General features: G+C 40.3%; 24 protein-coding genes and 4 tRNA genes. 16 read left to right on the top strand and 12 right to left on the bottom strand.

The annotated features are described in order from the left end of the window. Positions 1-27 precede the first annotated feature (27 nt). The 5 genes from clpP (at position 28) to GYA54_04360 (ending at position 3,393) form a co-directional block, all read left to right on the top strand. Positions 28-606 carry an ATP-dependent Clp endopeptidase proteolytic subunit ClpP gene (gene clpP / locus GYA54_04340; GenBank protein ID NMC51918.1) on the top strand — a complete coding sequence of 193 codons (579 nt, stop codon included), beginning with the start codon at positions 28-30 and terminating at the stop codon, positions 604-606. A 59-nt stretch (positions 607-665) separates the two neighbouring features. After that, positions 666-890 carry a 50S ribosomal protein L32 gene (gene rpmF / locus GYA54_04345; protein ID NMC51919.1) on the top strand — a complete coding sequence of 75 codons (225 nt, stop codon included), beginning with the start codon at positions 666-668 and terminating at the stop codon, positions 888-890. A gap of 75 nt (positions 891-965) precedes the next feature. After that, positions 966-1,445 (top strand): transcription antitermination factor NusB, encoded by a 480-nt coding sequence (nusB, locus tag GYA54_04350; GenBank protein NMC51920.1) that lies wholly within the window; start codon positions 966-968, stop codon positions 1,443-1,445. Between the two features lie 140 nt (positions 1,446-1,585). Further along, entirely contained in the window at positions 1,586-2,278 is a 693-nt protein-coding gene (gene rnc / locus GYA54_04355; GenBank protein NMC51921.1) for a ribonuclease III, read from the top strand. 557 nt (positions 2,279-2,835) lie between these two features. Beyond that, positions 2,836-3,393: a hypothetical protein gene (locus tag GYA54_04360; GenBank protein NMC51922.1), complete on the top strand. Its 558-nt coding sequence runs from the start codon at positions 2,836-2,838 to the stop codon at positions 3,391-3,393. 434 nt (positions 3,394-3,827) lie between these two features. On the opposite strand, the gene GYA54_04365 is transcribed toward GYA54_04360, so the two are convergent. From GYA54_04365 to tig, 8 genes are all read right to left on the bottom strand, one after another. Beyond that, positions 3,828-4,157, bottom strand: coding sequence for a hypothetical protein (locus GYA54_04365; GenBank protein ID NMC51923.1), 330 nt, complete (start codon positions 4,155-4,157; stop codon positions 3,828-3,830). A gap of 32 nt (positions 4,158-4,189) precedes the next feature. Beyond that, positions 4,190-4,264 (bottom strand) — tRNA-Gly (locus GYA54_04370). Positions 4,265-4,308: 44 nt separating this feature from the next. Beyond that, entirely contained in the window at positions 4,309-4,527 is a 219-nt protein-coding gene (locus tag GYA54_04375) for a DUF167 domain-containing protein (protein NMC51924.1), read from the bottom strand. 58 nt (positions 4,528-4,585) lie between these two features. Then, positions 4,586-5,371, bottom strand: a complete 786-nt coding sequence (locus tag GYA54_04380) for an inositol monophosphatase (protein NMC51925.1) — start codon at positions 5,369-5,371, stop codon at positions 4,586-4,588. After that, entirely contained in the window at positions 5,368-5,928 is a 561-nt protein-coding gene (locus GYA54_04385) for a DUF4202 domain-containing protein (protein ID NMC51926.1), read from the bottom strand. Before GYA54_04385 ends, GYA54_04380 begins: the two co-directional genes overlap by 4 nt. Further along, on the bottom strand, positions 5,925-6,422 hold the full coding sequence (locus GYA54_04390) for a metallophosphoesterase family protein (GenBank protein ID NMC51927.1): 498 nt from the start codon (positions 6,420-6,422) through the stop codon (positions 5,925-5,927). The genes GYA54_04385 and GYA54_04390 overlap by 4 nt, the downstream gene beginning before the upstream one ends. Before the next feature lie 49 nt (positions 6,423-6,471). Further along, positions 6,472-7,323: a deoxyribonuclease IV gene (locus GYA54_04395; GenBank protein ID NMC51928.1), complete on the bottom strand. Its 852-nt coding sequence runs from the start codon at positions 7,321-7,323 to the stop codon at positions 6,472-6,474. 89 nt (positions 7,324-7,412) lie between these two features. Further along, positions 7,413-8,696, bottom strand: a complete 1,284-nt coding sequence (gene tig, locus GYA54_04400) for a trigger factor (GenBank protein NMC51929.1) — start codon at positions 8,694-8,696, stop codon at positions 7,413-7,415. A gap of 117 nt (positions 8,697-8,813) precedes the next feature. Here tig and GYA54_04405 point away from each other — a divergent pair, with 117 nt between their 5' ends. The 6 genes from GYA54_04405 (at position 8,814) to GYA54_04430 (ending at position 16,694) form a co-directional block, all read left to right on the top strand. Next, positions 8,814-10,256, top strand: coding sequence for a hypothetical protein (locus GYA54_04405; GenBank protein ID NMC51930.1), 1,443 nt, complete (start codon positions 8,814-8,816; stop codon positions 10,254-10,256). Between the two features lie 628 nt (positions 10,257-10,884). Beyond that, the gene (locus tag GYA54_04410; GenBank protein ID NMC51931.1) at positions 10,885-12,435 is read left to right on the top strand and encodes a CCA tRNA nucleotidyltransferase; all 1,551 of its coding nucleotides are present in this window, start codon (positions 10,885-10,887) and stop codon (positions 12,433-12,435) included. Positions 12,436-12,509: 74 nt separating this feature from the next. After that, complete coding sequence (locus GYA54_04415) at positions 12,510-13,451, top strand: RluA family pseudouridine synthase (GenBank protein NMC51932.1); 942 nt, start codon at positions 12,510-12,512, stop codon at positions 13,449-13,451. A 34-nt stretch (positions 13,452-13,485) separates the two neighbouring features. After that, positions 13,486-14,055 (top strand): hypothetical protein, encoded by a 570-nt coding sequence (locus GYA54_04420; protein NMC51933.1) that lies wholly within the window; start codon positions 13,486-13,488, stop codon positions 14,053-14,055. Positions 14,056-14,139: 84 nt separating this feature from the next. Continuing rightward, a complete protein-coding gene (locus GYA54_04425; protein NMC51934.1) occupies positions 14,140-15,867 on the top strand; it encodes a 2-oxoacid:acceptor oxidoreductase subunit alpha in 1,728 nt (575 codons plus the stop codon). Positions 15,868-15,881: 14 nt separating this feature from the next. After that, positions 15,882-16,694, top strand: a complete 813-nt coding sequence (locus GYA54_04430; GenBank protein NMC51935.1) for a 2-oxoacid ferredoxin oxidoreductase — start codon at positions 15,882-15,884, stop codon at positions 16,692-16,694. 43 nt (positions 16,695-16,737) lie between these two features. On the opposite strand, the gene GYA54_04435 is transcribed toward GYA54_04430, so the two are convergent. The 3 genes from GYA54_04435 to GYA54_04445 form a co-directional block, all read right to left on the bottom strand. Beyond that, positions 16,738-16,822: transfer RNA gene (locus GYA54_04435), tRNA-Leu, on the bottom strand. A gap of 1 nt (position 16,823) precedes the next feature. Next, a tRNA-Gly gene (locus GYA54_04440) sits at positions 16,824-16,898 on the bottom strand. A gap of 101 nt (positions 16,899-16,999) precedes the next feature. Beyond that, positions 17,000-17,081 (bottom strand) — tRNA-Leu (locus tag GYA54_04445). Positions 17,082-17,202: 121 nt separating this feature from the next. On the opposite strand from GYA54_04445, the gene GYA54_04450 reads away from it, so the two are divergent. Genes GYA54_04450 through GYA54_04465 form a run of 4 tightly spaced genes read left to right on the top strand, consistent with a single transcriptional unit; the run spans position 17,203 to position 22,267 of the window. Further along, positions 17,203-20,052: a hypothetical protein gene (locus GYA54_04450; GenBank protein NMC51936.1), complete on the top strand. Its 2,850-nt coding sequence runs from the start codon at positions 17,203-17,205 to the stop codon at positions 20,050-20,052. Between the two features lie 17 nt (positions 20,053-20,069). Then, a complete protein-coding gene (locus GYA54_04455; GenBank protein ID NMC51937.1) occupies positions 20,070-21,002 on the top strand; it encodes a DUF4931 domain-containing protein in 933 nt (310 codons plus the stop codon). Positions 21,003-21,009: 7 nt separating this feature from the next. After that, the gene (locus tag GYA54_04460; protein ID NMC51938.1) at positions 21,010-21,579 is read left to right on the top strand and encodes a L,D-transpeptidase; all 570 of its coding nucleotides are present in this window, start codon (positions 21,010-21,012) and stop codon (positions 21,577-21,579) included. A 31-nt stretch (positions 21,580-21,610) separates the two neighbouring features. Further along, on the top strand, positions 21,611-22,267 hold the full coding sequence (locus tag GYA54_04465) for a threonylcarbamoyl-AMP synthase (protein NMC51939.1): 657 nt from the start codon (positions 21,611-21,613) through the stop codon (positions 22,265-22,267). Positions 22,268-22,286: 19 nt separating this feature from the next. Here the strand turns inward: GYA54_04465 and ychF are convergent, their stop codons facing one another. Beyond that, positions 22,287-23,342, bottom strand: coding sequence for a redox-regulated ATPase YchF (gene ychF / locus GYA54_04470; protein NMC51940.1), 1,056 nt, complete (start codon positions 23,340-23,342; stop codon positions 22,287-22,289). Positions 23,343-23,471: 129 nt separating this feature from the next. On the opposite strand from ychF, the gene GYA54_04475 reads away from it, so the two are divergent. Then, the gene (locus GYA54_04475) at positions 23,472-23,927 is read left to right on the top strand and encodes a putative toxin-antitoxin system toxin component, PIN family (protein ID NMC51941.1); all 456 of its coding nucleotides are present in this window, start codon (positions 23,472-23,474) and stop codon (positions 23,925-23,927) included. The last annotated feature ends 9 nt before the right edge of the window (positions 23,928-23,936 follow it).

Raw genomic sequence — 23,936 nt, forward strand, 5'->3', positions numbered from 1 at the left:
AATTTTAAATTTTAAAATACTCAAATTATGTTTTTGATACCAACAGTGATAGAAAAATCTCAAATGGGGGAAAGGGCTTATGATATCTATTCTCGTCTTTTGAAAGATAGGATAATTTTTTTGGGTGATATGATCAGCGATCCTTTGGCCAACACAGTCATCGCCCAGATGCTCCTTTTGGATTCGCAGAATAAGGAAAAAGACATAAAACTTTATATAAATTCCCCCGGGGGGTCGGTGACGGCAGGTTTGGCCATTTATGATACGATGCAATATATCAAATCTCCAGTGCAGACGATCTGTATTGGCACAGCCGCCAGCATGGCAGCAGTGCTTTTGGCGGCAGGTGAAAAGGGGAAGAGGCTGTCTTTGCCCAACGCCGAGATAATGTTGCACCAGGTGATGGGCGGGGCAGAGGGGCAGGCGAGCGACGTAAAGATAAGGGCGGAACACATTTTAAAGATAAAAGACAAATTAAACAAATTAATAGCCAAGCATACTGGGCAAGAGCTCAAAAAGATAGAAAGAGATACAGACAGGGATTATTTTATGAGTGCAGAAGAGGCTAAAGACTATGGAATTATAGATAAAATTATAAGCAACTGATGGTCTTGCCAGTAGGTAAAAAAAATAGTAAGATAAGAATAAATTAATATAATAAAAATATGTCGACACCCACACAGAAACATACCAAGTCAAGAAAAAATATAAGAAGAGGAGCAATTCGCCTGAAAAAGATATCTTTGGCCAATTGTCCAAAATGTAAAAAACCCGTAAAACCACATACTGCCTGTGCTTTTTGTGGTAGTTATAAAGGTAAGGTGGTAAAAAAGGTGAGAGTGCCAAAATCCTTGCGTAAGTCCAAAAAACAGGAGAAGTCCAAAAAGTAACTAGTAACTAGCCCGCCTCGACTCGCATCGATGCGAGGCAGGTAACTGGTAATTTAAAATATTAAAAATAAAAATATGTCCAACCGTCATTTGGCGAGAACTGTGGCAATGCAGATTTTATTTGAATGGGATTTTAATAATCGTTCACAAAAGCTGAATGAGGTTATTGATTATAACATGGCAGAGTTTGGAGTCGGGCTGGAGGAAGATCGGGAATTTGTAGAAAAATTGGTGCGTGGGGTGGTGAAGAATATGGCAGAGATAGACAAGCTCATCGTACAATATGCGCCCGAGTGGCCAATAGAAAAAATAACAATTATTGACAGGAGTGTTTTGCGTCTAGGTATTTATGAACTGACGTTTGGCAAAGAGGTGCCACCAAAGGTGGCCATAAATGAGTCAATAGAGGTGGCCAAAACATATGGTGGTGAATCTTCGGGGCGATTTGTAAATGGGGTTTTGGGATCTGTTTATCGCGATGTTCAGGGCGAGCAGGAGGGGATAATTACACCGGAGAGTTTTAAAAAACAAAATAATATAGTAACTAGTAACTAGGAATAGGTAATTTATTATAAATTAATAGGACCAGATAGAGGGCAGATAGACTACAAATTTACAAATTATTTATTTGTGAGTTTGCAGTTGATTTGCGGATGTTTGGCCTTTGAAAAAATAATATGGAAAAAAGTGAGCAGATGAAAGATTTGGAAAAAAGATTGGGAGTAGAATTTAAAGATAAAAATTTGTTGAAAGAAGCATTGGTGCACCGTTCATATATCAACGAACACCCCAGTTTTGCCGTAAATCATAATGAGAGATTGGAATTTTTGGGAGATGCGGTACTGGAGCTAATTGTGACGGAGTATTTGTTTAGAAATTATCCAAATCCGGAAGGAGAAATGACGAATTGGCGGGCAGCGCTTGTTAATGCCAAGATGCTCGCGGAAATCGGAGGATCTTTCGACCTGTATGCTTATCTTTATTTGTCGAGGGGGGAGTCAAAGGATAATAATATTAAGGCAAAAAATTATATTATTGCCAATGCAGTAGAGGCGGTGATTGGGGCGATTTATATCGATCAGGGGTTTGAGGCAGCTAGGGTTTTTATTACCAATAATATTTTAGCGCGTTTGAATTATGTTTTGGAACACAAGCTGTACATGGATGCCAAGTCACACTTTCAGGAGATAACACAGGAAAAAATGGGGATTACGCCGAGCTACAAGGTGGTAGAAGAAAGCGGACCGGACCATAATAAAAAATTTGTCATCGGAGTATATTTGGGAGAGGAATTGATCGCTCGTGGCGAGGGTACGAGCAAGCAGGAAGCACAGATGGCCGCGGCGGAAAACGCGCTGATACAGTGGGAGAATGAGGGAAAGATATAGATTAATTTTTAATTTTATAATTTTTAATTTTTAAACAATTTTCAATTTTATAATTTTTAAAATAAGAAAGAGTGCCATGAGGCGCTCTTTTTGGTTTATAAAAAATAAAAAACCTGCCAAGACAATTTCGTCTGGCAGGTTTGCTCTGTGGGGGTGCCCCGACACTTTTTTCTGCCGCGCTCGGCAGGTGCGATGCGGGATTATGCCACAAAGGCTTCACCAGGGTGTTACGCCGCGGAACCTTCCGTCATCAGGTTGAAGGTTTGGCCGCGAATTTTGGTGGTGAGCATAAGCTCCCTCCTTTTTACCAGTATCGGCCACATTGGACCAGGATCTTCCTCTGGTCACAGTTGACTGCTATTTCAGTTTAACCCCGGGTTGTTTTTTTGTCAAAACCTTGACTAATTTTGATAAAAGTGTTAGGGCAAAAATAGGTCTTTGTGACTTGCAAAAAACATAAAAAATTAAATAGGGGCCGTGCAAACCCCTAGGAGGAAACGCTTGCACAATAATTCACGTGGTACAGAGCAGTTCATTTCCAACTCTCGGGAGGGAGTATGAAACAGCTCTTGCTTTTCTGCGCGTTTGCGCTTCTGCTGGCGGTCCTGGTGGCCGCATCGCCCCCGGTGATCCTCGGTGCGATGACCAGCGAATCCAACTTCGGCGCCATCGGCTCGATCGGAAACCCCTGCGAACAGGACAAAAATCTGCAAGGCGGCGCCGACAACAAATTCCCGGCCGGCGAATTCGCTGGCGCCAATGTCGCCAAGTTGACCTATGCCTATATGACCACCTCAGCCGCCCTGAACGGCGCCGCGACCGCGAATAAGAACTTTTCGCCGCGGCTGGCCGTCACCACCGACCTCGTGGCATCATCGAAAAACGCCCAGGTCGCTTTGAACGAAATGATCGAATCGATTCAGACCTCCGGCACGGTAGAGTCCGCCGGTATGGTCGAAAATTACAGCAGAGAATTCGCCGAGAACGGCCGGATCAGTTCGAATGTGGGTGGCGCCGATAACAAATTCCAGCGCGCCGTCAGCACCAGCTCCACCCTGTCCGGGAAGAAGAGTGCCGTCGTGAACAAGACCGTGAACTGCGTCTACCGCGCCTAGCCGAATCTCGGCCAAGCCGGTAGTCTCCAAAAGAGACCCGTGAAGTCTCACGAGGGGTGATGCTTGTCATCGCCCCTCTTTTTTATTTTTGACTTTGGGCAAAATTTATGCTATACTGATATTAGATTAAGAACTATCAGGTGAGCAATGATAGTTTTTAATTTGGCAAAACAGAAGAGAAAACAAAAATTAACAACCAAGGAGCAGAAATATTTTTATAAGTTTTTGAAAAAATGATCGCAGGATCTGGGCGGTAGTAAAAAGTATAAAGGATATCGCCGCAAAAATATGAAGCCCAAACAATAATTAGATTGTTAGTTTTAGAACAGAAAGAGAGAGCGGCCCAGAGGAGCACTTTGACAAATCGGGAAAGTAAAAACAAAAATCAAAAATCCCTAAGAAGGGATTTTTTGTTTTTAGAATAAATAATTCAACTAAATTTTTTCTATGTCTAGACCATTTTCAACAAAGAACTGAGAATAATATCTTTCTGGACCATCTAGCTGCTCATTAAATTTAATAATAATTGAGTCATCTTGTCTTTCTACCATACCCTGAAATGCTTGGTCGCAATAATTTTGTGTTTCTATGTCACTTCTCTCCCCACCAAATCCAAACTCTCCAATATCTGGCAAACTAAATAAAAATTCTTTTGAGAATCCTTGCTTTATTTTTGTCCAGTCGTCAAATTTTATAGATACTTGTTCATTTGGTTTAAAAAATTTTTGACGCATGTCTTGCTCGGTTCGTTCAGCGGCTGTCATATTTTTATTAATTGATAATTATATAAATATTTTGGAGCGGGTAGGGGGAGTCGCACCCCCATCTTGTCCTTGGCAAGGACACATAATAGCTGCTATACGATACCCGCATATTTTTAGCTTATTGGTATATTAGCAAAAGTTTTTTGGGCTGTCAAAGTATTTCTATGATTTTTTGGCGAGAGGTTTCACCTTTAATTATGGCCAGCCGTGATTTGGGGATTTTGAGGCGAGTAGATAAAAGCTTGATGACTGCTTCGTTGGCTTTGCCTTTGTCTGGAGCGGCAGTGGTGTGAACCACAAAATGAGCGTCGTCGATTTGGGTGGCTTGGTTGAGTTTGGATTTGGGGGTTACTTTTACGTTTATAAGCATATAAATATTTTTAAGCTACTACAAATTTACAAATATTATACAAATATACAAATAGATTTTATTTGATTTTTTTTATTGTCTTGAGAAGTGTTGGGTGGATATTTTTATTACTAGCCAGAATGCCCTTGGATTGGATGGTCCAAGGTCGGCCGGTCATATCGGTGACAATACCGCCGGCTTCACGGACGAGAAGAGCTCCGGCGGCAACATCCCAAGGATTAACACCCGGGATAATAATGGCTTCGGTTTTGCCACGGGCGACCCAGGCGGTTTCTAGGGCGGCGGTACCGATTTGGCGCAAGTCCCTGGCCAGTGGTTTCAATTTTGAGTAAAGATGGATGGCTTGTTTGACGCTGGCTTCATTGTTGCCGTGGCAAAAAGTGAGAAAAGATTTTTTAATTTTATTTTCTTCGGAGCTGTAAATCTTTTTGCCGTTGAGGAAGGCGCCCTTGTTTTTTTCAGCCAGATATAAATCTTTTAGAAAAGGGATATAGACTAGGGCCATAATTATCTCTTCTTTTTTCGCGAGGGCGATAGAAACCGAGAAGAGGGGATTGCCCATGGCAAAGTTGGTGGTGCCGTCGAGAGGATCAATGATCCAGAGATAATCAGATTGTTTTTTATTATCGCCAGCCTCTTCAGAAAGAATGCGGTGGCTAGGGAAGTTTTTCTTGATAGCGGAAAGAATAATACGCTCGGCGGCTAGATCAGCTGGGGTGATGATTTCGTGTTTGCTTTTTATTTTGACCAGCGAGCGGCTGATTTTATTGAAATGTTTCATTAGCTCAGTACCGGCCTTTTGGGCGGCCAGAATGGCGATTTGTTTAGGAGAGGGATTTTTCATATTTTTTCTAATTTATTTATGGCCTTTAAATATAAAGGTTTGATTATTTTTTTAACTTTTTGGTTAGTGATTCTGCTGAACATAAAGTCGAATTTGTCTTGAATTAATCTTTTACTGAAATCGGGAAAGCGATTTAGGAAGTGCTGAATGTTTTTTTCAAAAAAACTAGCAGAGTCTGCGTCTTTTAGAATATTTGATTCTTTATCTCCGCCGTATTCGTGATTTTCTATCAGGTGTTTAACTTTGTTTATAATTTTTTGTTCGACATTATTTTGTTTTAAAAAATTTGCCATGATTTTTCCGCCGGTTGTTTGATGTTCGTGCATATATGATTTTCCCATAAAGCCATATTTTTTATCATGGACTTCGGTCGACTTTTTTCTGGCGGGTCGCTCGATATCATGCGAGTAAGCGGCTATTTGCAGAGCGACATCGGCATTGGGTTTAATTTTTTTAACCCATTTAAGTGTGGCGGCAAAGTGGGGGGATTTACCATTATTTATTTTGTCTACAAAATTAATAACTTTTTTCAGTAGTTGGTGTTCTTTTTCGGTCATATTAATTCCAAAATTTTTAATTCTAGTTTATTAGTCTCAGTATTCCAGATAGCGAAAGTGGCTTTGGAAAACATGCCGGCCAAAGTGCCAGGATTGGCAAGAGTGGTCCTGCCCACTTGCTCGATCCATGGCTTATGATTGTGGCCGTAGAAGACAAAGTCATATTTTTGGGTAGCGGCCAATTCTTTGGCGATGTCAGGATAATGAGTAAGGGCTATTTTTTTATTGTCAATTTTCAATTCAGCCAAGTCGCCATAGTGGGTGATATGCGTAAACTCTTTTACAACTTTTGGTTCGTTTTCCCGATCACAAACATTGCCAAAAACAACATGGATTTGGCTGTTAAATTTTTTTGCAATTTCTCTTAAGGTTGATGGTGCGCAAGTATCGCCACAAATAATTAATTGTTTGATGTGGTTTTCTTTGGCGAAGGCGAGAAATTTTTTCAGATTGGTGAGGTTGTCGTGAAGGTCGGAGATGATGGCGATGAACATATTAACATTTAAACATTTAAGCATTTAAACATATAAACATAAAACAAGTTTATTTTTTATCGCGGAAGGATTTGAGGAGGGCGATATCTTTTTTACGACGGGATTCAGTCGGAGTTTCAAGAATTAGATCAATATTAAGTTTTTTCTTTTGGAGATATTTAATCAGAGCGGAGAAGCCAGTAAGGCCGATTTGGCCAGAACCCAGGTCTTCATGGCGGTCAGCGTGCGAGCCGAGAGAGACTTTGGAATCATTGAGGTGGATGAGTTTTAATCTTTTCAAACCAATAGTTTTATCAAATTGGTTAAAAGTTTTTTGGATAGCTTGGGCGTCGCGGAGATCATAGCCGGAGGCAAAGGCATGGGCGGTGTCAAAGCAAACCCCGAGTTTTTTTTGAATTATGAGTTTAGAATTATGAATTATGGAGGCCACCTCTTCAAGGGTGTCGCCGATGATGGCGCCAGAACCAGCAGACATTTCGATCAGAAATTGAGTGGCGCCTTTATAGTCAGTAAGAATTTTTTCCAGGCCGGTGACGACTTTTTTGAGTGATTCTTTTTCGCCCAGATCTTTGGCTGAACCAAGGTGGGTCATGAGATATTTGACACCGAGCAGAGAGCCGCGTTCCAGTTCTTCCCGCAAAACAGAAATAGAGCCATGATAAATGCGATTATTGCTTGAAGCGAGATTGATAAAATAGGGGGCGTGAATATAAAAATTTGTAAACCCAAATTTTTGATTGGCGAGTTGGAATTTTTTTATATCTTCGGAGGTGATTTTTCTAGCCGGACCACCTTGGGGTGGACGCGAAAAGAATTGGTAGCATTCACAACCTTGATTCTTGGCGTTGGCTGGGGCATTTTCTAGGCCGCCAGCGGCAGAGATATGGGCGCCGATGAACATAATAGTATTTAGTATTAAGTATTTAGTATAATAATTTTAACAGGAAAAGAGAGGAAAGTAAAAACCGCCTTTTGGGCGGTTTTAAAAAGTTATTTGACAATTTTTTCTTTTAGCCAGGCGATGACTTTTTGGCTGGTTAGGGATTGGGATAGGTAGTCGCGGTAGGCCGGAGAGTTTATTTGTTCTAGATTTTCTTGGTTGTCTTGATAAAGGCCTGTAATTTTTTGTATTTCCTCATCTATTTCTTTTTTGTCGGTGGTAATGTTTTCTTTTTGTGCAATGTCTCTAATAATCAAAATGCTTTTAACTCTTAGTTCTGCCCCGGGTCGCAGATCTTTTTCGAAGGCTTCCTCTGTTTTGTTCATGTTGGAGAGCCAGGTGTGGAGATCCAGCCCGCGCACAGCCAAATCATCTTCAAGCTCATGAGACATGAGGTGAATTTCGTTGGCGATGAGTTTTTCTGGGATTATTTCAAAGGAAGTTTTTTCAATAATATTTTTCAGAAGGTCGTTTTCCAGTTGGCGGTTAACTTCATTTTCTTTTTCATTTTGTAGGTTTTCTCGGATCTGTTTTTCGAGCTCCCCAAGGTTGTGAAAATGGCCTAGACTTTTTGCAAACTCGTCATTTAGTTCCGGGATTTCTAATTTGTAGACACCATTAATGGAGACGGAAAACTCGCACTCTTTGCCGGCGAAATGTTTTTGAAAATAATCTTTAGGAAAAGTAATATTAAATTTTTTATGATCACCGGCAGAAAGGCCAATAATTTGTTCTTCGAATCCGGGGACCATATGGTGTTCCCCCAGAAAGACAGAGGAATTTTTTTGGGTAGCATTTTCTTGGGGAACGCCGGCGACAGAAATTTGATAATCAAGTTTGACCAGATCGTTTTCGTTGGCTGGCCTGTTTTCCAGAATTTCAACAGCTCGTGATTTGGCTAGGCCGAGTAAAAGTTTTTTTATTTCATCGTCTTTAATATTGATAGTTGGTCGGGAGATTTTGATGGTGGATAGGTCTGGCAGGGTGACTTTGGGTAGTATGGATATTTTGGCTTCGTAGATGAGAGAGTCACCGGGAGCCATTTTTTTGATAGTGATTTCTGGCGAGCCAACGGTTTCCAGCTTTTCCTCTGTGACAACCTTAACAAAAGTATGGGTGATTATTTCCGAGAGAGCTTCTTCTAGGATAGCGGCTTCGCCGAATTTTTGTTTGATAATATCATAGGGAGCAAGGCCGGGGCGAAAGCCGGAGACTTGGTTTTTTTCGGATATCTTTTTGGCGGCCGGAGCGAGGAACCCCTGGTACTCATCAGGAGATAATTCCAAGGTTATTTGGGTTTCGCCCCCGGGTAGGGTTTTTATGTCTTTTTGCATATAAAACGATCAATTGATTAAATATAATATTAGCATTTATGGGATAATAGGCAAGGAGTATAAAGGGAATTGACCAGAGTTGTGTTTATTTGTTAATATCAAAACAAGGACTTTTTTATGAAACAACACTGGTTAAAAATTTATATTTTGATTGTGGGGTCTGCTATTTTTGTTTTAGTTGGTGTTCTTTGGTTTGGTATAAGCAACTACACAAGAGCTGGAAAGTTGTGGCAGTATGCGCCGCGGGAGACAGATTTTTTCGTAGAGATAAATTTGGCAGACAAAAATTTGGTTGATTTTTTACAGCAAAATAGAACAGCAAAAGATATGTTGGAAAAATTTTTATTAGACAATGATTTACCTGCGGAATTGTGGAAATCCGAAAACGAATTGATTGAGGTGGGCATGTTTATTATTAAAGCAGATAAAGAGGGTGAAAAAAATAAGAGTGGTTGGATAATAAGAACAAGGGGAGACGCCGGGCAGCTTGGTGTTTATTTGGGGGGTTATTATTATACAACAGCAAAAGCAAACATAGCAGTTATTTCCAGAGAGAAAGAACCAATAAGGGAAATTGAGAATAAAAATTTTTTTAACAAGATGAGTAGAGATCAAGAGAAAAGGATGAAGGGGTCTTTGGCTGGTGGCTTTTGGGATTTAGATTTTTGGCCTGGCAATTTAGATGTCGCTTGGCCTTTGAAAAATATCGTAAAGGCAAATTTTAAAATAACTAGAGAGGCGGTTTTCTGGCAGATAACAAAACGCGAAGAGTCTTTTGATTTGTTTTTAGAATGGCCAGCTGGAGTAGAAAAACAAAAGATAGAGGCGGTTAAGACCAACAAAGATGTTTATTTTATAGAGGGCGCTATGGTTTTAAATATTTGGGAGCTGGGTGATATATGGGAGAAGATAGCGGCCGGAAACATAGACCAGTATTTGGACAGAGCGGCAATAGAAGAATATTTAAATAATAAATATAAAATTCGCGTGGATAGATTGTATACAATTTTTGAACAGCCATTCTTTTTGGTTGTACAGCCTACCCAAAAGAGCGACGGCCTTTATAAAAATTATCAGAGCGGAATAAACCATTATGTTTTAGATGCCAGCGTGCCTAGTGGTCAAGACGGAGGAGTAATAATTAGTGAGCTGGAGTCTTTTATGAGAAACTATATGGCTTATAAGTTTCCCGAGAAGCGCTTAAAAGTTTTGCCAGACAAAACAAGCGGTTATGAAGTGGTGGCCAATTCCGATAAATTTTTATTGGCAACAGAAAAATATGGTGAGGGAGATTTGAGGTATATCAGAAAGGATAATTTTGAGGCGGGTTATTATTTGAGTGATAAAAAATTGATGATCTTTGACTCCGTAGAATTGGCGAAGAGTGTTTTGGATAACAAAAATAGAGAAGTGCCGTGGTTGGTTGATAGAAATAGCGAGTGTTTACTGGACCCAAATATTTTTGGTTGGCAGATAGCTGATTTTATAAGGGCGGTAGGAATGGATTTTGAGTGGGGGGTGGAGAGTTTTAATGTTCGAGCAACTCTATATAATAAATAGGGGGCAAGAAGCTCCCGGTAGATTTGATGAGTGGTGGCGCTGTCTAAAATTATAGATGTTGGAGCCAAAAAGGTTTTAATCTTGTGGATAAGTGTTGTTAAAAAAACAAGTTAGGAAAAAATATTACAAAATTGTGGTTTTTTTGACTTTGACCTCTTTTAAAAAATGTGCTATACTTATAGTGTAAGTGTTTTTTGGACTTTTATTCACAGTAGAGGATAATTGTCCCAAATGAAAACAAAAAGCAAAAATCAAAATTTGGTACAGTTATTCTTTACTGTTCGTAATAGGTTCCTGGAGGCGCGAGAACCTGTTTCTCAAAAAATATAAAACAAAAATAAAAAGGTAACTTTTTATCCCATAAAGATAGAGAGATTACCAGAAGAACGGTAGAGAATAAAAGCTTTTTGACAAATCGGCCCAAAAAGCACTTTGTCCCTAATACGGGAAAATCTTGGCCGCGCACCACCATCTGAATTTTTTTAAAAAAAGAATTTAGGTGCCGGTGCGCTCCAAGTCCCACTAGGGATTTGGAGGCGTGTGACCTCATTAATCAATTTTAATTGGAGGCTCACCGCCTCCTTTTTTGTTACTTGAAAAAAGGCGTATAAAAGGTTACGATAAAGATATGAAAAAGGAAAATCTCAAAAAGACAATTATGCAGTTGAAGGAGGAGGGCTTTTTTGATTGGCAAAAAGAGATAGAAAAAAATAAGGGCGAGGTTTTTTTGGTGGGCGGAGCAGTGAGAGATGCCCTGCTTGGGGACAAAGAAATAAAGGATTATGATTTTGTGGTGAGAGGAATAGAGATAGAGGAGCTTGGTAAAATTTTAAAGAGCTTGGGTAGGGTGGAACTCGTTGGTAAGAGTTTCGGTGTATACAAATTTGTACCGGCTGGTAAGAAAATGAAAATAGCTTTTGATATTGCATTGCCCCGAACAGAGATTGCTCTGGCAACTGGTGGGTATAAAGATTTTAAAGTGAGGTATAATCACAAATTAAAAATAGAAGATGATTTGGGTCGTAGAGATTTTACAATTAATGCCTTGGCTTGGGATTTAAAGAAGGAAAAATTAATTGATGAGTTTGGAGGTTTGGAAGACTTAGAAAACAAATTGATCAGGACTGTGGGCAATGCTCAAGAGAGGTTTCGGGAAGATTATTCTAGGATGCTTCGAGGAGTGCGTTTTGCTTGTCAGCTGAATTTTCAAATAGAAAAAAGTACCAGGGTGGCTTTGCAGAAATTGATAAAAAATATAAATGATGAGCGCGGCGGAGAAAGGGTGGTGCCGTATGAAATTTTGGGCGAGGAGATTTTGAAAGCTTTTGTTTATAATCCCATGGAGGCTTTTGATCTGATGGATAAATCTGGAGCGATGAGAGAGACAATGCCAGAGCTTTTAAAAATGAAAGGGTGTCCACAGCCAAGGAATTGGCATAGTGAGGGCGATGTCTGGACGCACACAAGATTGTGTTTGAAAAATTTAAATAGCGAGGCTTTTCGGGAAAGATTTGGAGACCCAATTATTTTTGATGATAAAATCAAAAACCAAAACTCAGAATTCAAAAGCAAGGTTAGATTATTAAATGCGGAATTAGTGATGGCCGTTTTGTGGCATGACGTGGGAAAGCCGGTAACAATTATGACACCAGAAAAAAATGGCTCTGATAGAATTCGTTTTAATAATCATGATGAGTTGGGCGCCAAGATGGCAGAAGAGATTTTTAGAAAAATGAAATTTTCAGCCGCACCGGATTTTGATTTTGAGCCAGAGCGAGCTGCTTGGCTGATAAGAAAGCATCATTTATTTGATAAAAAAAGGATAAAAGAAATGAAGGCGGCAACAATTGAAAAGTATTTTTTTTGTGAGAGATATAGTGGCGAGGATTTATTAAAACTCGGTTTTATTGATGGGCTGAGCTCAATACCGGAGGACGAGGAAGAACAGTTGGCGAGTTTTAATTTGATGATTGGCAGAATAGAGGGGTTAAAGAAGTTGGGTAAGGATAGAAAATTGCCAAAGCCATTACTTGATGGCAACGAGATAATGAAGATTTTGAAGATAAGGCCGGGCAAGAAAGTGGGTAAGATTTTGGAAGGGTTGAGAGAAAAACAGTTGGCGGGGAAGATAAAAAATAGAAAAGAGGCGGAGAAAGAGATCGGGAAGGTGGGGAAGTAGGGAGGTAGGTAAGTCGGGTAAACTGTAGTGTTTCATTGTTATGTTGTTGAATTATTAAATTGTTAAGTTATTATATGACAAAATTTTTAGTCGAATTAGGAGATGGGGGCAAAAGATTGGACCAATTTTTACAAGGAAAGCTGGGGGAGCTGTCGCGTTCACAGATACAGAAAATGATTAAGGCCGGAGAAATAACCGTTGACGGAAAAGAGGTGGCAGTACATTATTTTTTAAAACCGGGGAATGAAATTAAAGTCAAAAGTCAATCCGCCAGCCGGCGGACAAAAGTCAATCCGCCAGCCGGCGGGCAAAAGTCAAAATTGGCGGGAATAAAAGTTATAAAAGAGGATAAGGATTATATTGTAGTAAATAAGCCAGCGGGGATGGTGGTGCACCCAGATACTATATACAAAGATAACGCTTTGGTTGATTGGCTAGTAAAGAAATATCCAGAGGTAAAAAAAGTGGGTGACGATCAAAAGCGACCGGGGATAGTACATCGTTTGGACAAAGATGTTTCTGGTCTTATGGTGGTAGCACGGACGCAAAAAATGTTTGATTATTTAAAAAAACAATTTCAAGATAGAAAAGTGGAGAAAGAATATCTGGCCTTGGTTCATGGTGTGGTAGTAAAAGATGAGGGCCTGATTGATAGGCCGATTGGCAGGACAGTTGGTGGGGTGATGGGTGTGGGATCAAAAAATAAAAAAAGTCGAGAAGCGGGAACACAGTATAGGGTGGTGGAAAGATTTAAAAATTTTACTTTATTAAAAATAAAGATTTTTACTGGGCGGACACACCAAATCAGGGCGCACATGAAATCGATTGGGCACGGCTTGATTGGCGACAATCTTTATGTGACGCGTGATATAAAAAGGAAAAAGAAACAAGAGGATTTGGGGCGAGTGTGGTTGTATGCTTGTCGGCTGGGTTTTAAAGATCTGGATGAGAAATGGCAGGAGTTTGAGGTGGCAATGCCAGAAGAATTAAAGTTGTTTTTGGGGAAGATAAAATAAATCAAGTAACTAGCAATTAGTAATTTTTGGGTTTATGAAAACAAAAGGGAAAATATTTATAATTTTTGGAGTATCTGGTTCGGGCCAAGACGCGGTTATCAAGGGTTTATTTAAAAAAGGACTAAGGGCAATCCGAATGATAACTACAGTGACAAGGGGCAAGCGGCCGGGTGAGAGAAATGGCCGACCCTATTATTTTATTTCTGAAGGGCGATTTAGGGAGATGATTAAAAAAAATAAATTTATAGAATGGGATGAGCACTACGGTGCTTATTATGGGTGTACTTATAATGAACTGGAGCGAGTAAAGAAAACCGGCAAGATAATTTTATGGAAAACGGAAATGAGGGGGGCCCTAGCCATTAAGAGAAAATTCCCAAATGTGATAGTAATTATGATAAAGCCGCCATCAATAAAAGTAGCCCTAGAGAGATTAAAGAAGAGGGGTGATGGTGGTCAAGTGGTGGGTAGAAGGTTGGTGGAGATAAAGAGCTATATGCGGGCGGCTAAGAATAAAAAATTTGATTTTGTGGTGACCAATAAAGAGGGCGGGTTGGACGAGACCGTAGAAAGGGTAAAAAAAATTATAGAAAAAAATATCTAATAATTATATTTAAAAACACCTTGATGAGCAGGTGTTTTTAAATTTATATTTTTTTGTTATAATAAAGAATATTAAGATTGATTTATGAAAAAACAAATTGCCATAAAGATTGGTGGTGAGGCGGGGCAAGGAATTAAGGTTTCCGGCTTGATTTTGGGGCGGGCGTTTTTTGGTGCCGGGGCCTATATTTTTGGTTATAGCGAATACCCGTCACTTATTCGCGGCGGGCATAATACTTATCAACTGAATATTTCAGAACAGCCAATATGCTCAGCGACAAAGAAGGTAGACGTGCTTTTGGCCCTAGACAAAAAGACAGCAGAGTTGCACCAGAGCGAGATAAAAGAAGGAGGTTTTGTAATTTTTGATGGATTGAATTTGGATAGTAAAAGTTGGGTTGGTATAAATTTGATAGATTTACCTTTGGCAAAATTGGCAGAAGAAAATGGCGGAGTGATTATGCGCAACACCGTGGCTCTCGGAGCCCTGGCTGGCGTGGTTGACTTTGATATTAAAGCGATAGAATCAGAGATAGAAAAAAATTTTAAAAATAAAGGGGAAGGCGTGGTGGGTGCTAATAAAAAGGCCGCACGGGCAGGGTATGATTATTTGGCAAATAATTATAAAAACAAAAAAGTAATCAATGGCTGGTCTTTCGAGAAGAGAAAAAATGAAGGGAATTTATTGACTGGTAATGAGGCAATAGCCATGGGCATGCTCCAGGCCGGTTGTGATTTTTATACTGCTTATCCAATGACGCCAGCGACATCTATTTTACATATTTTAATAGATAAACAAAAAACTGAAAAGATTGTAGTTCATCAGGCCGAGGATGAGATATCGGCGATCGGAGTAGCCATTGGAGCCTCTTTGGCCGGGGCCAGGGCGGCAACGGGAACATCGGGCGGCGGCTTTTCTTTGATGACGGAAAGTCTGGGGCTCTCAGCAATAACAGAGACACCAATAGTGGTAATAAATTCACAAAGGCCAGCGCCAGCGACTGGCTTGCCGACCTGGACAGAGCAGGGGGATTTGAATTTTGTTTTAAATGCTTCGCATGGGGAATTCCCAAGAGTGGTCTTGGCGCCGGGCGATGCTGAAGAATCATTTTACGCTATTCAGGAAGCTTTTAATTTGGCGGAGAAATGGCAGTTGCCAGTAATAGTTTTGTTGGATAAATTATTATCAGAATCTGATTTTACCTTGGATAGTTTGGATAAGGATAAAATAAAGATAAAAAGAGAGGGTTTATTGAGTGAGGATGATTTGCAAAGAATAGAGAAATATAAAAGATATGAGATAACCCCCAACGGGGTTTCAAATAGGGCTTTGCCGGGGCAGGCGGGGGGTGTGCATCTGTCTAATTCTGACGAACATGATGAATATGGTTTTTCCAGTGAAGAAGCAGAGGATAGAAAAAGAATGATGGACAAAAGATTTGCCAAGGTAAAAGTATTGGGGGGTGAGATGCAAGAGCCAGTATTGTATGGCAAGGAAGAGGCCGATCTGACTGTTGTTGGCTGGGGAGCGGTAAAGGGAGTCGTTTTGGATGCGTTAAAAAATGTCGATGAGAGTAAAAAGATCAATTTTTTACACTTAAAGACATTGTGGCCATTCCCAGAAAGAAGAGTGAGAGCGGTTTTGGAAAAAAGCAAAAACATTTTGTTGATAGAAAATAATAAAACAGGGCAATTGGGTGATTTGATAAAAAAGGAGACAGGAGTGCAGATAAAAAATAGGTTTTTGAAATATGATGGCAGGCCATTTTTTAGGGAAGAAGTGGTCGATAAGATTAATGAATTAACGCATTAATAAATTAAATAATTATGCAGCAAGGACAGGAAAAATTTAATACAAAGGTAATGCCAACTTGGTGTCCGGGGTGTGGTAATTTTGGCATTTGGGCCGCTTTAAAAAAAGCTTTATTGGACTTGGGGCTGGAACCACATCAGGTTTTGATGACTTATGATATTGGTTGCTTTGGTAACGGGGCAAATTTTTTCAAGACTTATGGTTTTCATTCACTCCATGGTAGAGCGTTGCCACCGGCAGTGGGGGCCAAAATTTTTAATAGAAAATTGACAGTCATGGCCCTGGCCGGTGACGGCGGGGCATATGGAGAAGGATTGCAACATTTTATACATGCGGCTAGGTATAATGTTGACGTGACCTTTTTGGTAGCCAATAACCAAAGATTTAGCCTGACAACTGGCCAGGCATCACCGACAACAAAAAAAGGAATAATAACCAAGACAACTCCTTGGGGGGAAATAAAGACACCGTTGAATCCCTTGGCTTTGGCAATTGAAAGCGGGGCAGGTTTGGTGGCTAGGGGTTTTGCTGGAGATATAGTACATCTGACTGAAATAATAAAGGTGGCAATAGAGCACAAGGGTTTTTCTCACGTGGATATTTTGCAGCCGTGCGTATCTTTCAACCCAGAGCAGAGTTATGAGTGGTATAGGGGTGTGATTTATAAATTGGAAGAGCACAAATATATACCTGATGATAAAAGAAGGGCACTGGAGAAGGCGTGGGAGTTTGAGGAGAGTGGCAAAATGCCCACAGGCATTTTTTATAAGGAAGAAAAGGAGAGCTACGAGGAAGGGCTGCAAAAAGTAAAGAACAAAGAAGAATAAAAAAGAAAATCAAAAAATCCCGATAAGATCGGGATTTTTTGAATGGTGCCCAGGGCGGGAATCGAACCCGCATGACCGAAGCCGCAGGATTTTAAGTCCTGTGCGTCTACCAGTTCCGCCACCTGGGCGTGGAGCGGGTAGCGGGAATCGAACCCGCATCATCAGCTTGGAAAGCTGAGGTAATAACCATTATACGATACCCGCGTAAATTAATTTTAAATTTTCAATCCCCAAACAATTTTAATTAATAAATTATTAAAGCTATAAAAGTATCCTAACAGAAACAGTTTGGTTGGTAAAGATATTGCTGGAGGGGAGACTCGAACTCCCAAGCCTTGCGGCACATGCTCCTAAGGCATGCGCGTATACCAATTCCGCCACTCCAGCCAATTTTATGTGGGCTGAATTTATCTTAGCTTATGGAGGGAATAATTTCAAGATTTTGATTTTGGCGATAGTCTTTTTGATGATATAATAAAGGCCAAGGGAGGAATATCCTATAAAGGCTATGGCAAAAATGTTGAATCAAAAAATAAATTATTGGTTGGTTTTGGCGCTTGTTTTTTTGAGCGTTTTTTTGTTTATAAAAATAGCCGGGGCAGTAGCACCGGGGGAGGTGGTTATTAATGAAATAGCTTGGATGGGTACAGCTAGCTCTTCGGCTGACGAGTGGATCGAAATTTATAATAAAAGTGCTTCGGCGGTGGATTTGACTGGCTGGCAAATGAAGGCCAAAGACGGGACGCCAAGCATAGATTTGGCGGGGCAGATAGAGCCGGGTGGATATTTTTTATTAGAAAGGACCGATGATAATAGCGCGCCAGGAGTAGCGGCTGACCAGATATATAGTGGGGATTTGAGTAATAGTGGGGAAGAATTGCGACTCTTAGACAGTAACCAGGTCGTAATTGACGAAGTATTGGCTGGTAGTGGTTGGTCGGCCGGGGATAATACTACAAAGTTGACTATGGAGAGAAAGATAGATTTGAGCTGGGGGAACAGTTTGATGGCCGGTGGAACTCCCAAGGCACTAAACGGCAGTCCTGGGGATCAGCAAGATAAAGAAGAACCAACAACATATTCAACAGATTCGGTGATTAATGAGCTGATGCCCAATCCGAGTGAGAGTGACGACTATGAGTGGATAGAATTATATAATAATGGAGCCACAGTAGTGGATTTAGCCAATTGGCAGATAGCTGATAATAGCAAGGTATTTATAATTAATGCGACTGGTACTTTTACAACGATTATAGAAGCACGGGGTTTTTTGGTGATCCCCAAGGTGGTTTCAGGAATTAGCCTGAATAATACTGGGGGCGAGGGCGTGACCCTGAAAAATCCTGATGGCGTGATGGTCAGCCAGACGAGCTATAGCGAGAGCGCTCTTGATGATTATGTTTGGGCGAGAGAGGAGGGAGGCGACTATAAATGGAGTACAACGGCAACCGAGGGGCAGAAAAATATTATTACTGCGCCAGTGGAAAATATAGGAGGGAGTAGCGGTGGCGGTGGTAGTGGTGGCACAAGTCAGACCGAGGAAAAGAAAAGTGCGGGCTCTAGTTTTAAGGATAAAATAATAATTACAGAAATAATGCCCAACCCTTTTGGTATTGATGGGGGCAAAAATGAGTGGATTGAAATTTATAATACCTCGACGGAACCGGTGATATTGGATGATTGGAAAATAAAAGATAATTTTAGTTTTTATATTTTTAAAAACAAAAGGGTGGAGCCAAAGAATTTTTTGGTTTTAGGAAGAGAGGAGACTGGGTTGGTTTTGAATAATGAGGGCGGAGAAGCACTCGAGCTAATAGATAAAAATGGGGGTTTGGTGGCCAAGGCGAGCTATAAAGTAAAGGCGCCAGAAGGCTTGAGTTTCGGCTGGTGCGGTCGGAGCTTTGAATGGCTGGACACTCCGACAGAAGGAGCAGAAAATAAATGCCCAGTAGAAAATGATAAGCCGGCGGCATACTTTGAAGTAAATAAATATCAGGTCGTTTTGGGTGAAATGATAATGATGGACGCAGAGGAAAGCTATGATACTGATGGGAAAATAATAAAATATATTTGGGAGTTTTCCGACGAAGTGATGGCGAGCCAAGAAAAGAATAAGATTTTTGAAACCAATGCGCCGATTATTGGAATCAGGTTTTTAAAAACAGGGATTAATAAAGTCACTTTGAAGGTGGTGGATGATTTGGGCGGAGAGGATATTTTTAAACAAGAGATAGAAGTACAGCCAGATAAAAACAAGCCAGATTATGAAAATATTTTTATTAATGAGCTTATGCCCAACCCCAAAGGGCTTGATAGCGGTAATGAATGGATAGAATTGTATAATAACGGCAGCGGGGAGGTGGACTTGATTGGGTGTAGTTTGGCGATGAATAAAGGTAAAACATACAAGATAACAAATTTAGTTTTACCGGCCAAGGGTTATGCTGTTTTGAGTGACAAGATAACAAAGATAGTCTTGTTGAACAGTGAAGGCGATTTAAAATTGATTGATCCAGAAGGAAAGACAATAAGGGAAATAAATTATAGTAAAGTATTAGAGGGTTGGAGCTACGCGCGGGATGAAGAAAAAGGTAATAGCTGGGAATGGACCAACAAACCGACGCTGAAAGAAAAAAATATTATTGCTGGGCAAGTAGTGGGGAGTAAGGCGGTTCGCACTAGTAGCGCGGGTGATGGGCAGGCAATAAGAATTGTAGGTAAGGTAATAGTTGAGCCGGGGCTTTTGGGAAAAAATATATTTTATATACAGGAAGAAGGCGGTAGAGGAGCGCAGATTTATTCTTATTATAAAGATTTTCCAAATTTGGCAATGGGTGATAAGGTAGAGGTAGTGGGGGTAGTTGGTGATTATCAGGGAGAGAGGAGAATAAAGACAAAAAGCAGGAACGATATTAAAGTTTTGAGCAATGGAGAAATGGTGGCCCCGACAGAGGTGCAAGTTGAGGATGTGGGGGAGGATAATGAGGGAGCCATGGTAAAAATAACAGGCCAATTAACAGAGATAAAAGGTGCTAGTTGGTGGTTGGACGATGGGACGGGTGAGTTGAAGGTTTATCTCAAGCAAAATGCCAATATTAATAAGGGGCAGATAGAAGTGGGGGATACCCTGGAAGTCAGTGGTGTTGTTTCTCAATATCAGGATGAATATCGTTTACTGCCTCGTTACCCGGAAGACATAAAGGTGGTTGGCAAGGTGTTGGGGGCAGAGACCGAGGGTGATAAAACAGAAAAAGAGAATAGTGATATTTTAAAATATTTATTAGCGGTGGCAGTGGCAGTGATATTGGTTTTAATAACTTATATAAAAAAAAACAGTGGTAGTAAGAAAAATTTTTAATAACTCATTTATATATTATGATTAAAAAAAATAGGTTAATTTGGTCAGAAGTTAGAGAAGATAAAATTCATGATCGATTTGTGATTATCGCGCCAGGGAGAAGCAAGCGGCCACATAGCGGGAAGAAGCAAAAAGATACTTGCGTATTTTGTTCTAAAGAAGTTCAATTTAAAGTGCTGGCGCTTTATCAGGTGGGTAAGGGTAAGGATTGGTTGGTAAAAGTGATAAAAAATATTTATCCGGTGGTTGATGTGGGCAATCCCAAGGCCTATGGTTATCACGAAGTGGTAATAGAAACTAGGGAGCACAAAAAAGAAATGGGCGATTTGCCGATAGACCACTTGATTGCGATTATGGAGGCCTATATTGCCAGGACAAAAGAATTGGCCAAAGACAAAAAGATAAAATATATTTTGATTTTCAAAAATCAGGGCGGTAGCGCTGGGGCGTCTTTGGCGCATGCACATTCACAAATTTTTGCTTCCAGTTTTGTACCGCCGCATATTATTGATAAACTGACCAAGGCACAGGAATATAGGATTGAGCATGGGAATTGTTATTATTGTGATTTATTAAAAAAAGAAGAAAAGGGCCCAAGATTTATTATGAGTGATGAGTATGCCCTGGCTTTTACACCTTATGCCTCTATTTATGCTTATGAAGCGTGGATTATGCCCAAAAAACACGTAGATAATATTACTGTTTTGGATAGAGATGAGATAGCTTCAATGGCTGTGATGATTAAGCAACTAACAGAAAAATTGAATAAAGAGGGGATTCCTTATAATATGTTTTTGCACCAATCGATCACAGACAAAGATGAACATTTTTATATTCGTATTTGCCCTAGGCGCGATATCTGGGCCGGACTAGAGACAGGGTCGAGGCTGATTGTCAATCCAGTCAGTCCAGAAGAAGCGGCCAAGTTTTATAGAAAAAGGCATAAATAAAGTCAATATGAAGCAAAAATGGTTGAGGTTAATAAGAACAACAATATTATTTTGTTTGGCGGTGGTGATACTCGTGCCGGTTTTGGCCAAAGAAATTGACGAAAAGAAATATAAGACCGAAGATTACACTGAAATAATAAATGTTTTGCCGTTGAGTGAAGATTTTTCTTGGACGGAAAATTTACCAGAAAACGAGGAGAGGGAAAAGGTAAAAAGAATTGAGATAGATTTGTCAGAACAGAAAATGCGTTTATTGGAAAATGATAAAATAATAAGAGAGATGTCGGTTTCTAGTGGCAAGCCAGGGATGGAGACGCCAGTGGGGCAATTTCAGATACATAATAAAAATCCAAGGTCGTGGTCTAGTTATGGCTTGTGGATGCCCTATTGGATGTTAATAGAGCCGAGGCGTGGAATTGGTATTCATGAGTTGCCGGAATGGCCAAATGGTTATAAAGAAGGAGAGAATCATCTTGGCACACCAGTATCGCATGGATGTATTCGTCTAGGGGTGGGAGATGCAAAGTTTGTGTATGACTGGGCGGAGATAGGGACGCCGGTGGAGATAATTTATTAATTTTCAATTTACAATTTTCAATAAATTTTCAATGACACAATTTTTAAACATAAAAAATAAGAAAGTGGTGGGAGTTGCTGTTGAGGTGTTAAATTCTGGTGGTGTTTTGGTATTTCCGACAGAGACGGCTTATGGGCTGGCGGCGGACGCTGGGAGCAAAAAGGCGATTGAAAAGATTTATAAAATTAAAGGCAGGATGGCTAGTAAGTTTTTGCCATTAATTGTAGGAAGCTTGAAGCAGATGCAGGAATTTTTTGAATTGGGCGAAAAAGAATTAGAGTTGGCAAAGAAGCATAAGGGGTTGACAATTATATTGAAAATCAAAAATCCCCGGCCTCGACAAGCGAAGCGGGGCGGGCAAAAATCAAAAATAAGGAAGATTTATTTATTAAAAGGGCAGAATGATTGTGCGGTGAGAATTTCTAAATATAAATTGGCGAGAGAGCTGGCCCTAAAATTGGGTCGGCCAATCACAGCCACCAGCGCCAATGTAAGTGGTGGAGAGAATTGTTATGGCTTAGAAGAAGTCACCGGCCAATTAAAAAATATAAAAACTCAGCCAGACTTGATTATTGATGGGGGTAGATTAAAAAAAAGAAAACCCTCAACTATTGTGAGGGTTGAGGGCGGAAAGGTGGAAGTGGTGAGACGGGGGGAGATAAAAATAAACTCAAAAGTTAAAACTTAAAAGTCAAAACCAAGGAAGATTATTTATTAAAATGGAAATAGACTGTGTCGCCGTCTTGCATGATATAGTCTTTGCCTTCGAGATGCATGAGTCCTTTTTCTTTGACTTTGGCTTCGGAGCCACAGGTGAGGAGATCTTGCCAATTGATGATTTCGGCGCGGATGAAGCCAGCTTCAAAATCGGTGTGAATCTCACCGGCAGCTTGGGGCGCCTTAGTCCCTTTTTTAATGGGCCAAGCATGGGCTTCTTTGGGGCCGGCGGTAAAGAAGGTGATCAGATCTAAGAGTTTATAACTGGCAGTGATTAGTTGCTCCAGGCCAGTTTGGGGCAAGCCAAGTTCGGCTAAATATTTTTTGGCCTCAGCGTCATCTAATTCAGCCAGCTCGGATTCTAGTTTGGCGCAGATGGGGATGGAATTTGGGATAGAGGGAGTAAAATTTTTGAGATGGTCTTCATCAATATTTTCAATATATAATTCGGGTTTGAGAGTGAGAAGACTGAAATTTTTTATTAGCTTTAAATCGTCAGAAGAAAATTCCGAGATATCTGGTTTCTGGCCTTGGTCCAGAAAAGTTTTTATATGAGTTAGTATTTGTTCCGTTTTGATAGCCTCTTTGTCGCCGGCCTTGGTTTTTTCTTTGAGGCGATGGAGGGCATTTTCAACAGCAGTTAGATCAGCCATAGCCAGTTCTGTAGCAATGGTGGATAGATCTTCAGCTGGATCGACACGGCCTTCGACATGAATGATATTGCTATCTTCAAAATTTCTAATAACATGAGCAATAGCATCGACCTCTCTAATATGAGAGAGAAATTTATTGCCGAGTCCTTGGCCTTGGTGGGCGTCTTTGACTAGGCCGGCAATATCCACAAACTCAATTGTGGCTGGGACGAATTTTTCCGAATTGAATAGTTCATTTAGGGCATCAAGTCTTTTGTCAGGAACAGCAACCACACCAACGTTGGGATCGATGGTACAAAAAGGGTAATTGGCGGCGTCAACTTGTTTTTTGGTCAAGGCTTTAAAAAGAGTTGATTTGCCAACATTGGGGAGACCCACTATGCCTATTTGCATAAATCTACAAATTTACGAATTAGTTACAAATTTACAAATAATAAAATGGTGTATTGATTGATTTCAGATTATCATCTATACTATAGTAAATCAAGTTAATTAAGTAAAATTTAAGAAATTTATAGGGTTATGAAAATTGTAGTAGATACCAATATTTTGATGGATGCTTGGAGTGATAATTTTAGCTATGCTCGGAAAATTGTTGATGCGGTGATCCGGGGAGATATTGCGGCCGTGGCTTCACATAAAATTTGGAGGGAATACCAGTTGATTTTGGACAGGCTGGTGAATGATGAAGAACACTATAATTTGGCCAATAGTTTTTTTGCTGCAGTGGAGATGGTCGAGGTACGAAGGCGAGTAAACGTGGTTAAGTATGATCGGGATGATAATAAGTTTTTTGCCTGTGCAGAAGAAGCAGGAGCAGAATATATTGTGTCCAATGATATGCACTTAATTGAAGTGGGAGAATATAAAGGAATTCGAGCGATGAAGCCAAAAGATTTTTGGTTGGGATATGAGGCAGGGGGTAAAGATGACGGTGCGGATTGGAAGAATTGGATGAAGGGGATATTGGGAAAGTAGGGAAGTAGG

This window comes from Candidatus Kuenenbacteria bacterium, from assembly GCA_012797775.1.
In the GTDB taxonomy this organism is placed as follows: Bacteria; Patescibacteriota; Patescibacteriia; order UBA2196; family GWA2-42-15; genus JAAZMX01.

Excerpts from the sequence above, each read along its gene's own strand:
- GYA54_04430 (NMC51935.1), top strand. The coding sequence starts at position 15,882 with ATGCAGCAAGGACAGGAAAAATTTAATACAAAGGTAATGCCAACTTGG.
- GYA54_04425 (NMC51934.1), top strand. The coding sequence starts at position 14,140 with ATGAAAAAACAAATTGCCATAAAGATTGGTGGTGAGGCGGGGCAAGGA.
- GYA54_04410 (NMC51931.1), top strand. The coding sequence starts at position 10,885 with ATGAAAAAGGAAAATCTCAAAAAGACAATTATGCAGTTGAAGGAGGAG.
- clpP (NMC51918.1), top strand. The coding sequence starts at position 28 with ATGTTTTTGATACCAACAGTGATAGAAAAATCTCAAATGGGGGAAAGG.
- GYA54_04465 (NMC51939.1), top strand. The coding sequence starts at position 21,611 with ATGACACAATTTTTAAACATAAAAAATAAGAAAGTGGTGGGAGTTGCT.
- GYA54_04395 (NMC51928.1), bottom strand. The coding sequence starts at position 7,323 with ATGTTCATCGGCGCCCATATCTCTGCCGCTGGCGGCCTAGAAAATGCC.
- GYA54_04380 (NMC51925.1), bottom strand. The coding sequence starts at position 5,371 with ATGAAAAATCCCTCTCCTAAACAAATCGCCATTCTGGCCGCCCAAAAG.
- GYA54_04415 (NMC51932.1), top strand. The coding sequence starts at position 12,510 with ATGACAAAATTTTTAGTCGAATTAGGAGATGGGGGCAAAAGATTGGAC.
- ychF (NMC51940.1), bottom strand. The coding sequence starts at position 23,342 with ATGCAAATAGGCATAGTGGGTCTCCCCAATGTTGGCAAATCAACTCTT.
- rnc (NMC51921.1), top strand. The coding sequence starts at position 1,586 with ATGAAAGATTTGGAAAAAAGATTGGGAGTAGAATTTAAAGATAAAAAT.
- rpmF (NMC51919.1), top strand. The coding sequence starts at position 666 with ATGTCGACACCCACACAGAAACATACCAAGTCAAGAAAAAATATAAGA.
- GYA54_04420 (NMC51933.1), top strand. The coding sequence starts at position 13,486 with ATGAAAACAAAAGGGAAAATATTTATAATTTTTGGAGTATCTGGTTCG.
- GYA54_04475 (NMC51941.1), top strand. The coding sequence starts at position 23,472 with ATGAAAATTGTAGTAGATACCAATATTTTGATGGATGCTTGGAGTGAT.
- GYA54_04405 (NMC51930.1), top strand. The coding sequence starts at position 8,814 with ATGAAACAACACTGGTTAAAAATTTATATTTTGATTGTGGGGTCTGCT.
- GYA54_04360 (NMC51922.1), top strand. The coding sequence starts at position 2,836 with ATGAAACAGCTCTTGCTTTTCTGCGCGTTTGCGCTTCTGCTGGCGGTC.
- GYA54_04390 (NMC51927.1), bottom strand. The coding sequence starts at position 6,422 with ATGTTCATCGCCATCATCTCCGACCTTCACGACAACCTCACCAATCTG.
- GYA54_04450 (NMC51936.1), top strand. The coding sequence starts at position 17,203 with ATGGCAAAAATGTTGAATCAAAAAATAAATTATTGGTTGGTTTTGGCG.
- GYA54_04455 (NMC51937.1), top strand. The coding sequence starts at position 20,070 with ATGATTAAAAAAAATAGGTTAATTTGGTCAGAAGTTAGAGAAGATAAA.
- tig (NMC51929.1), bottom strand. The coding sequence starts at position 8,696 with ATGCAAAAAGACATAAAAACCCTACCCGGGGGCGAAACCCAAATAACC.
- GYA54_04365 (NMC51923.1), bottom strand. The coding sequence starts at position 4,157 with ATGACAGCCGCTGAACGAACCGAGCAAGACATGCGTCAAAAATTTTTT.
- nusB (NMC51920.1), top strand. The coding sequence starts at position 966 with ATGTCCAACCGTCATTTGGCGAGAACTGTGGCAATGCAGATTTTATTT.
- GYA54_04375 (NMC51924.1), bottom strand. The coding sequence starts at position 4,527 with ATGCTTATAAACGTAAAAGTAACCCCCAAATCCAAACTCAACCAAGCC.
- GYA54_04460 (NMC51938.1), top strand. The coding sequence starts at position 21,010 with ATGAAGCAAAAATGGTTGAGGTTAATAAGAACAACAATATTATTTTGT.
- GYA54_04385 (NMC51926.1), bottom strand. The coding sequence starts at position 5,928 with ATGACCGAAAAAGAACACCAACTACTGAAAAAAGTTATTAATTTTGTA.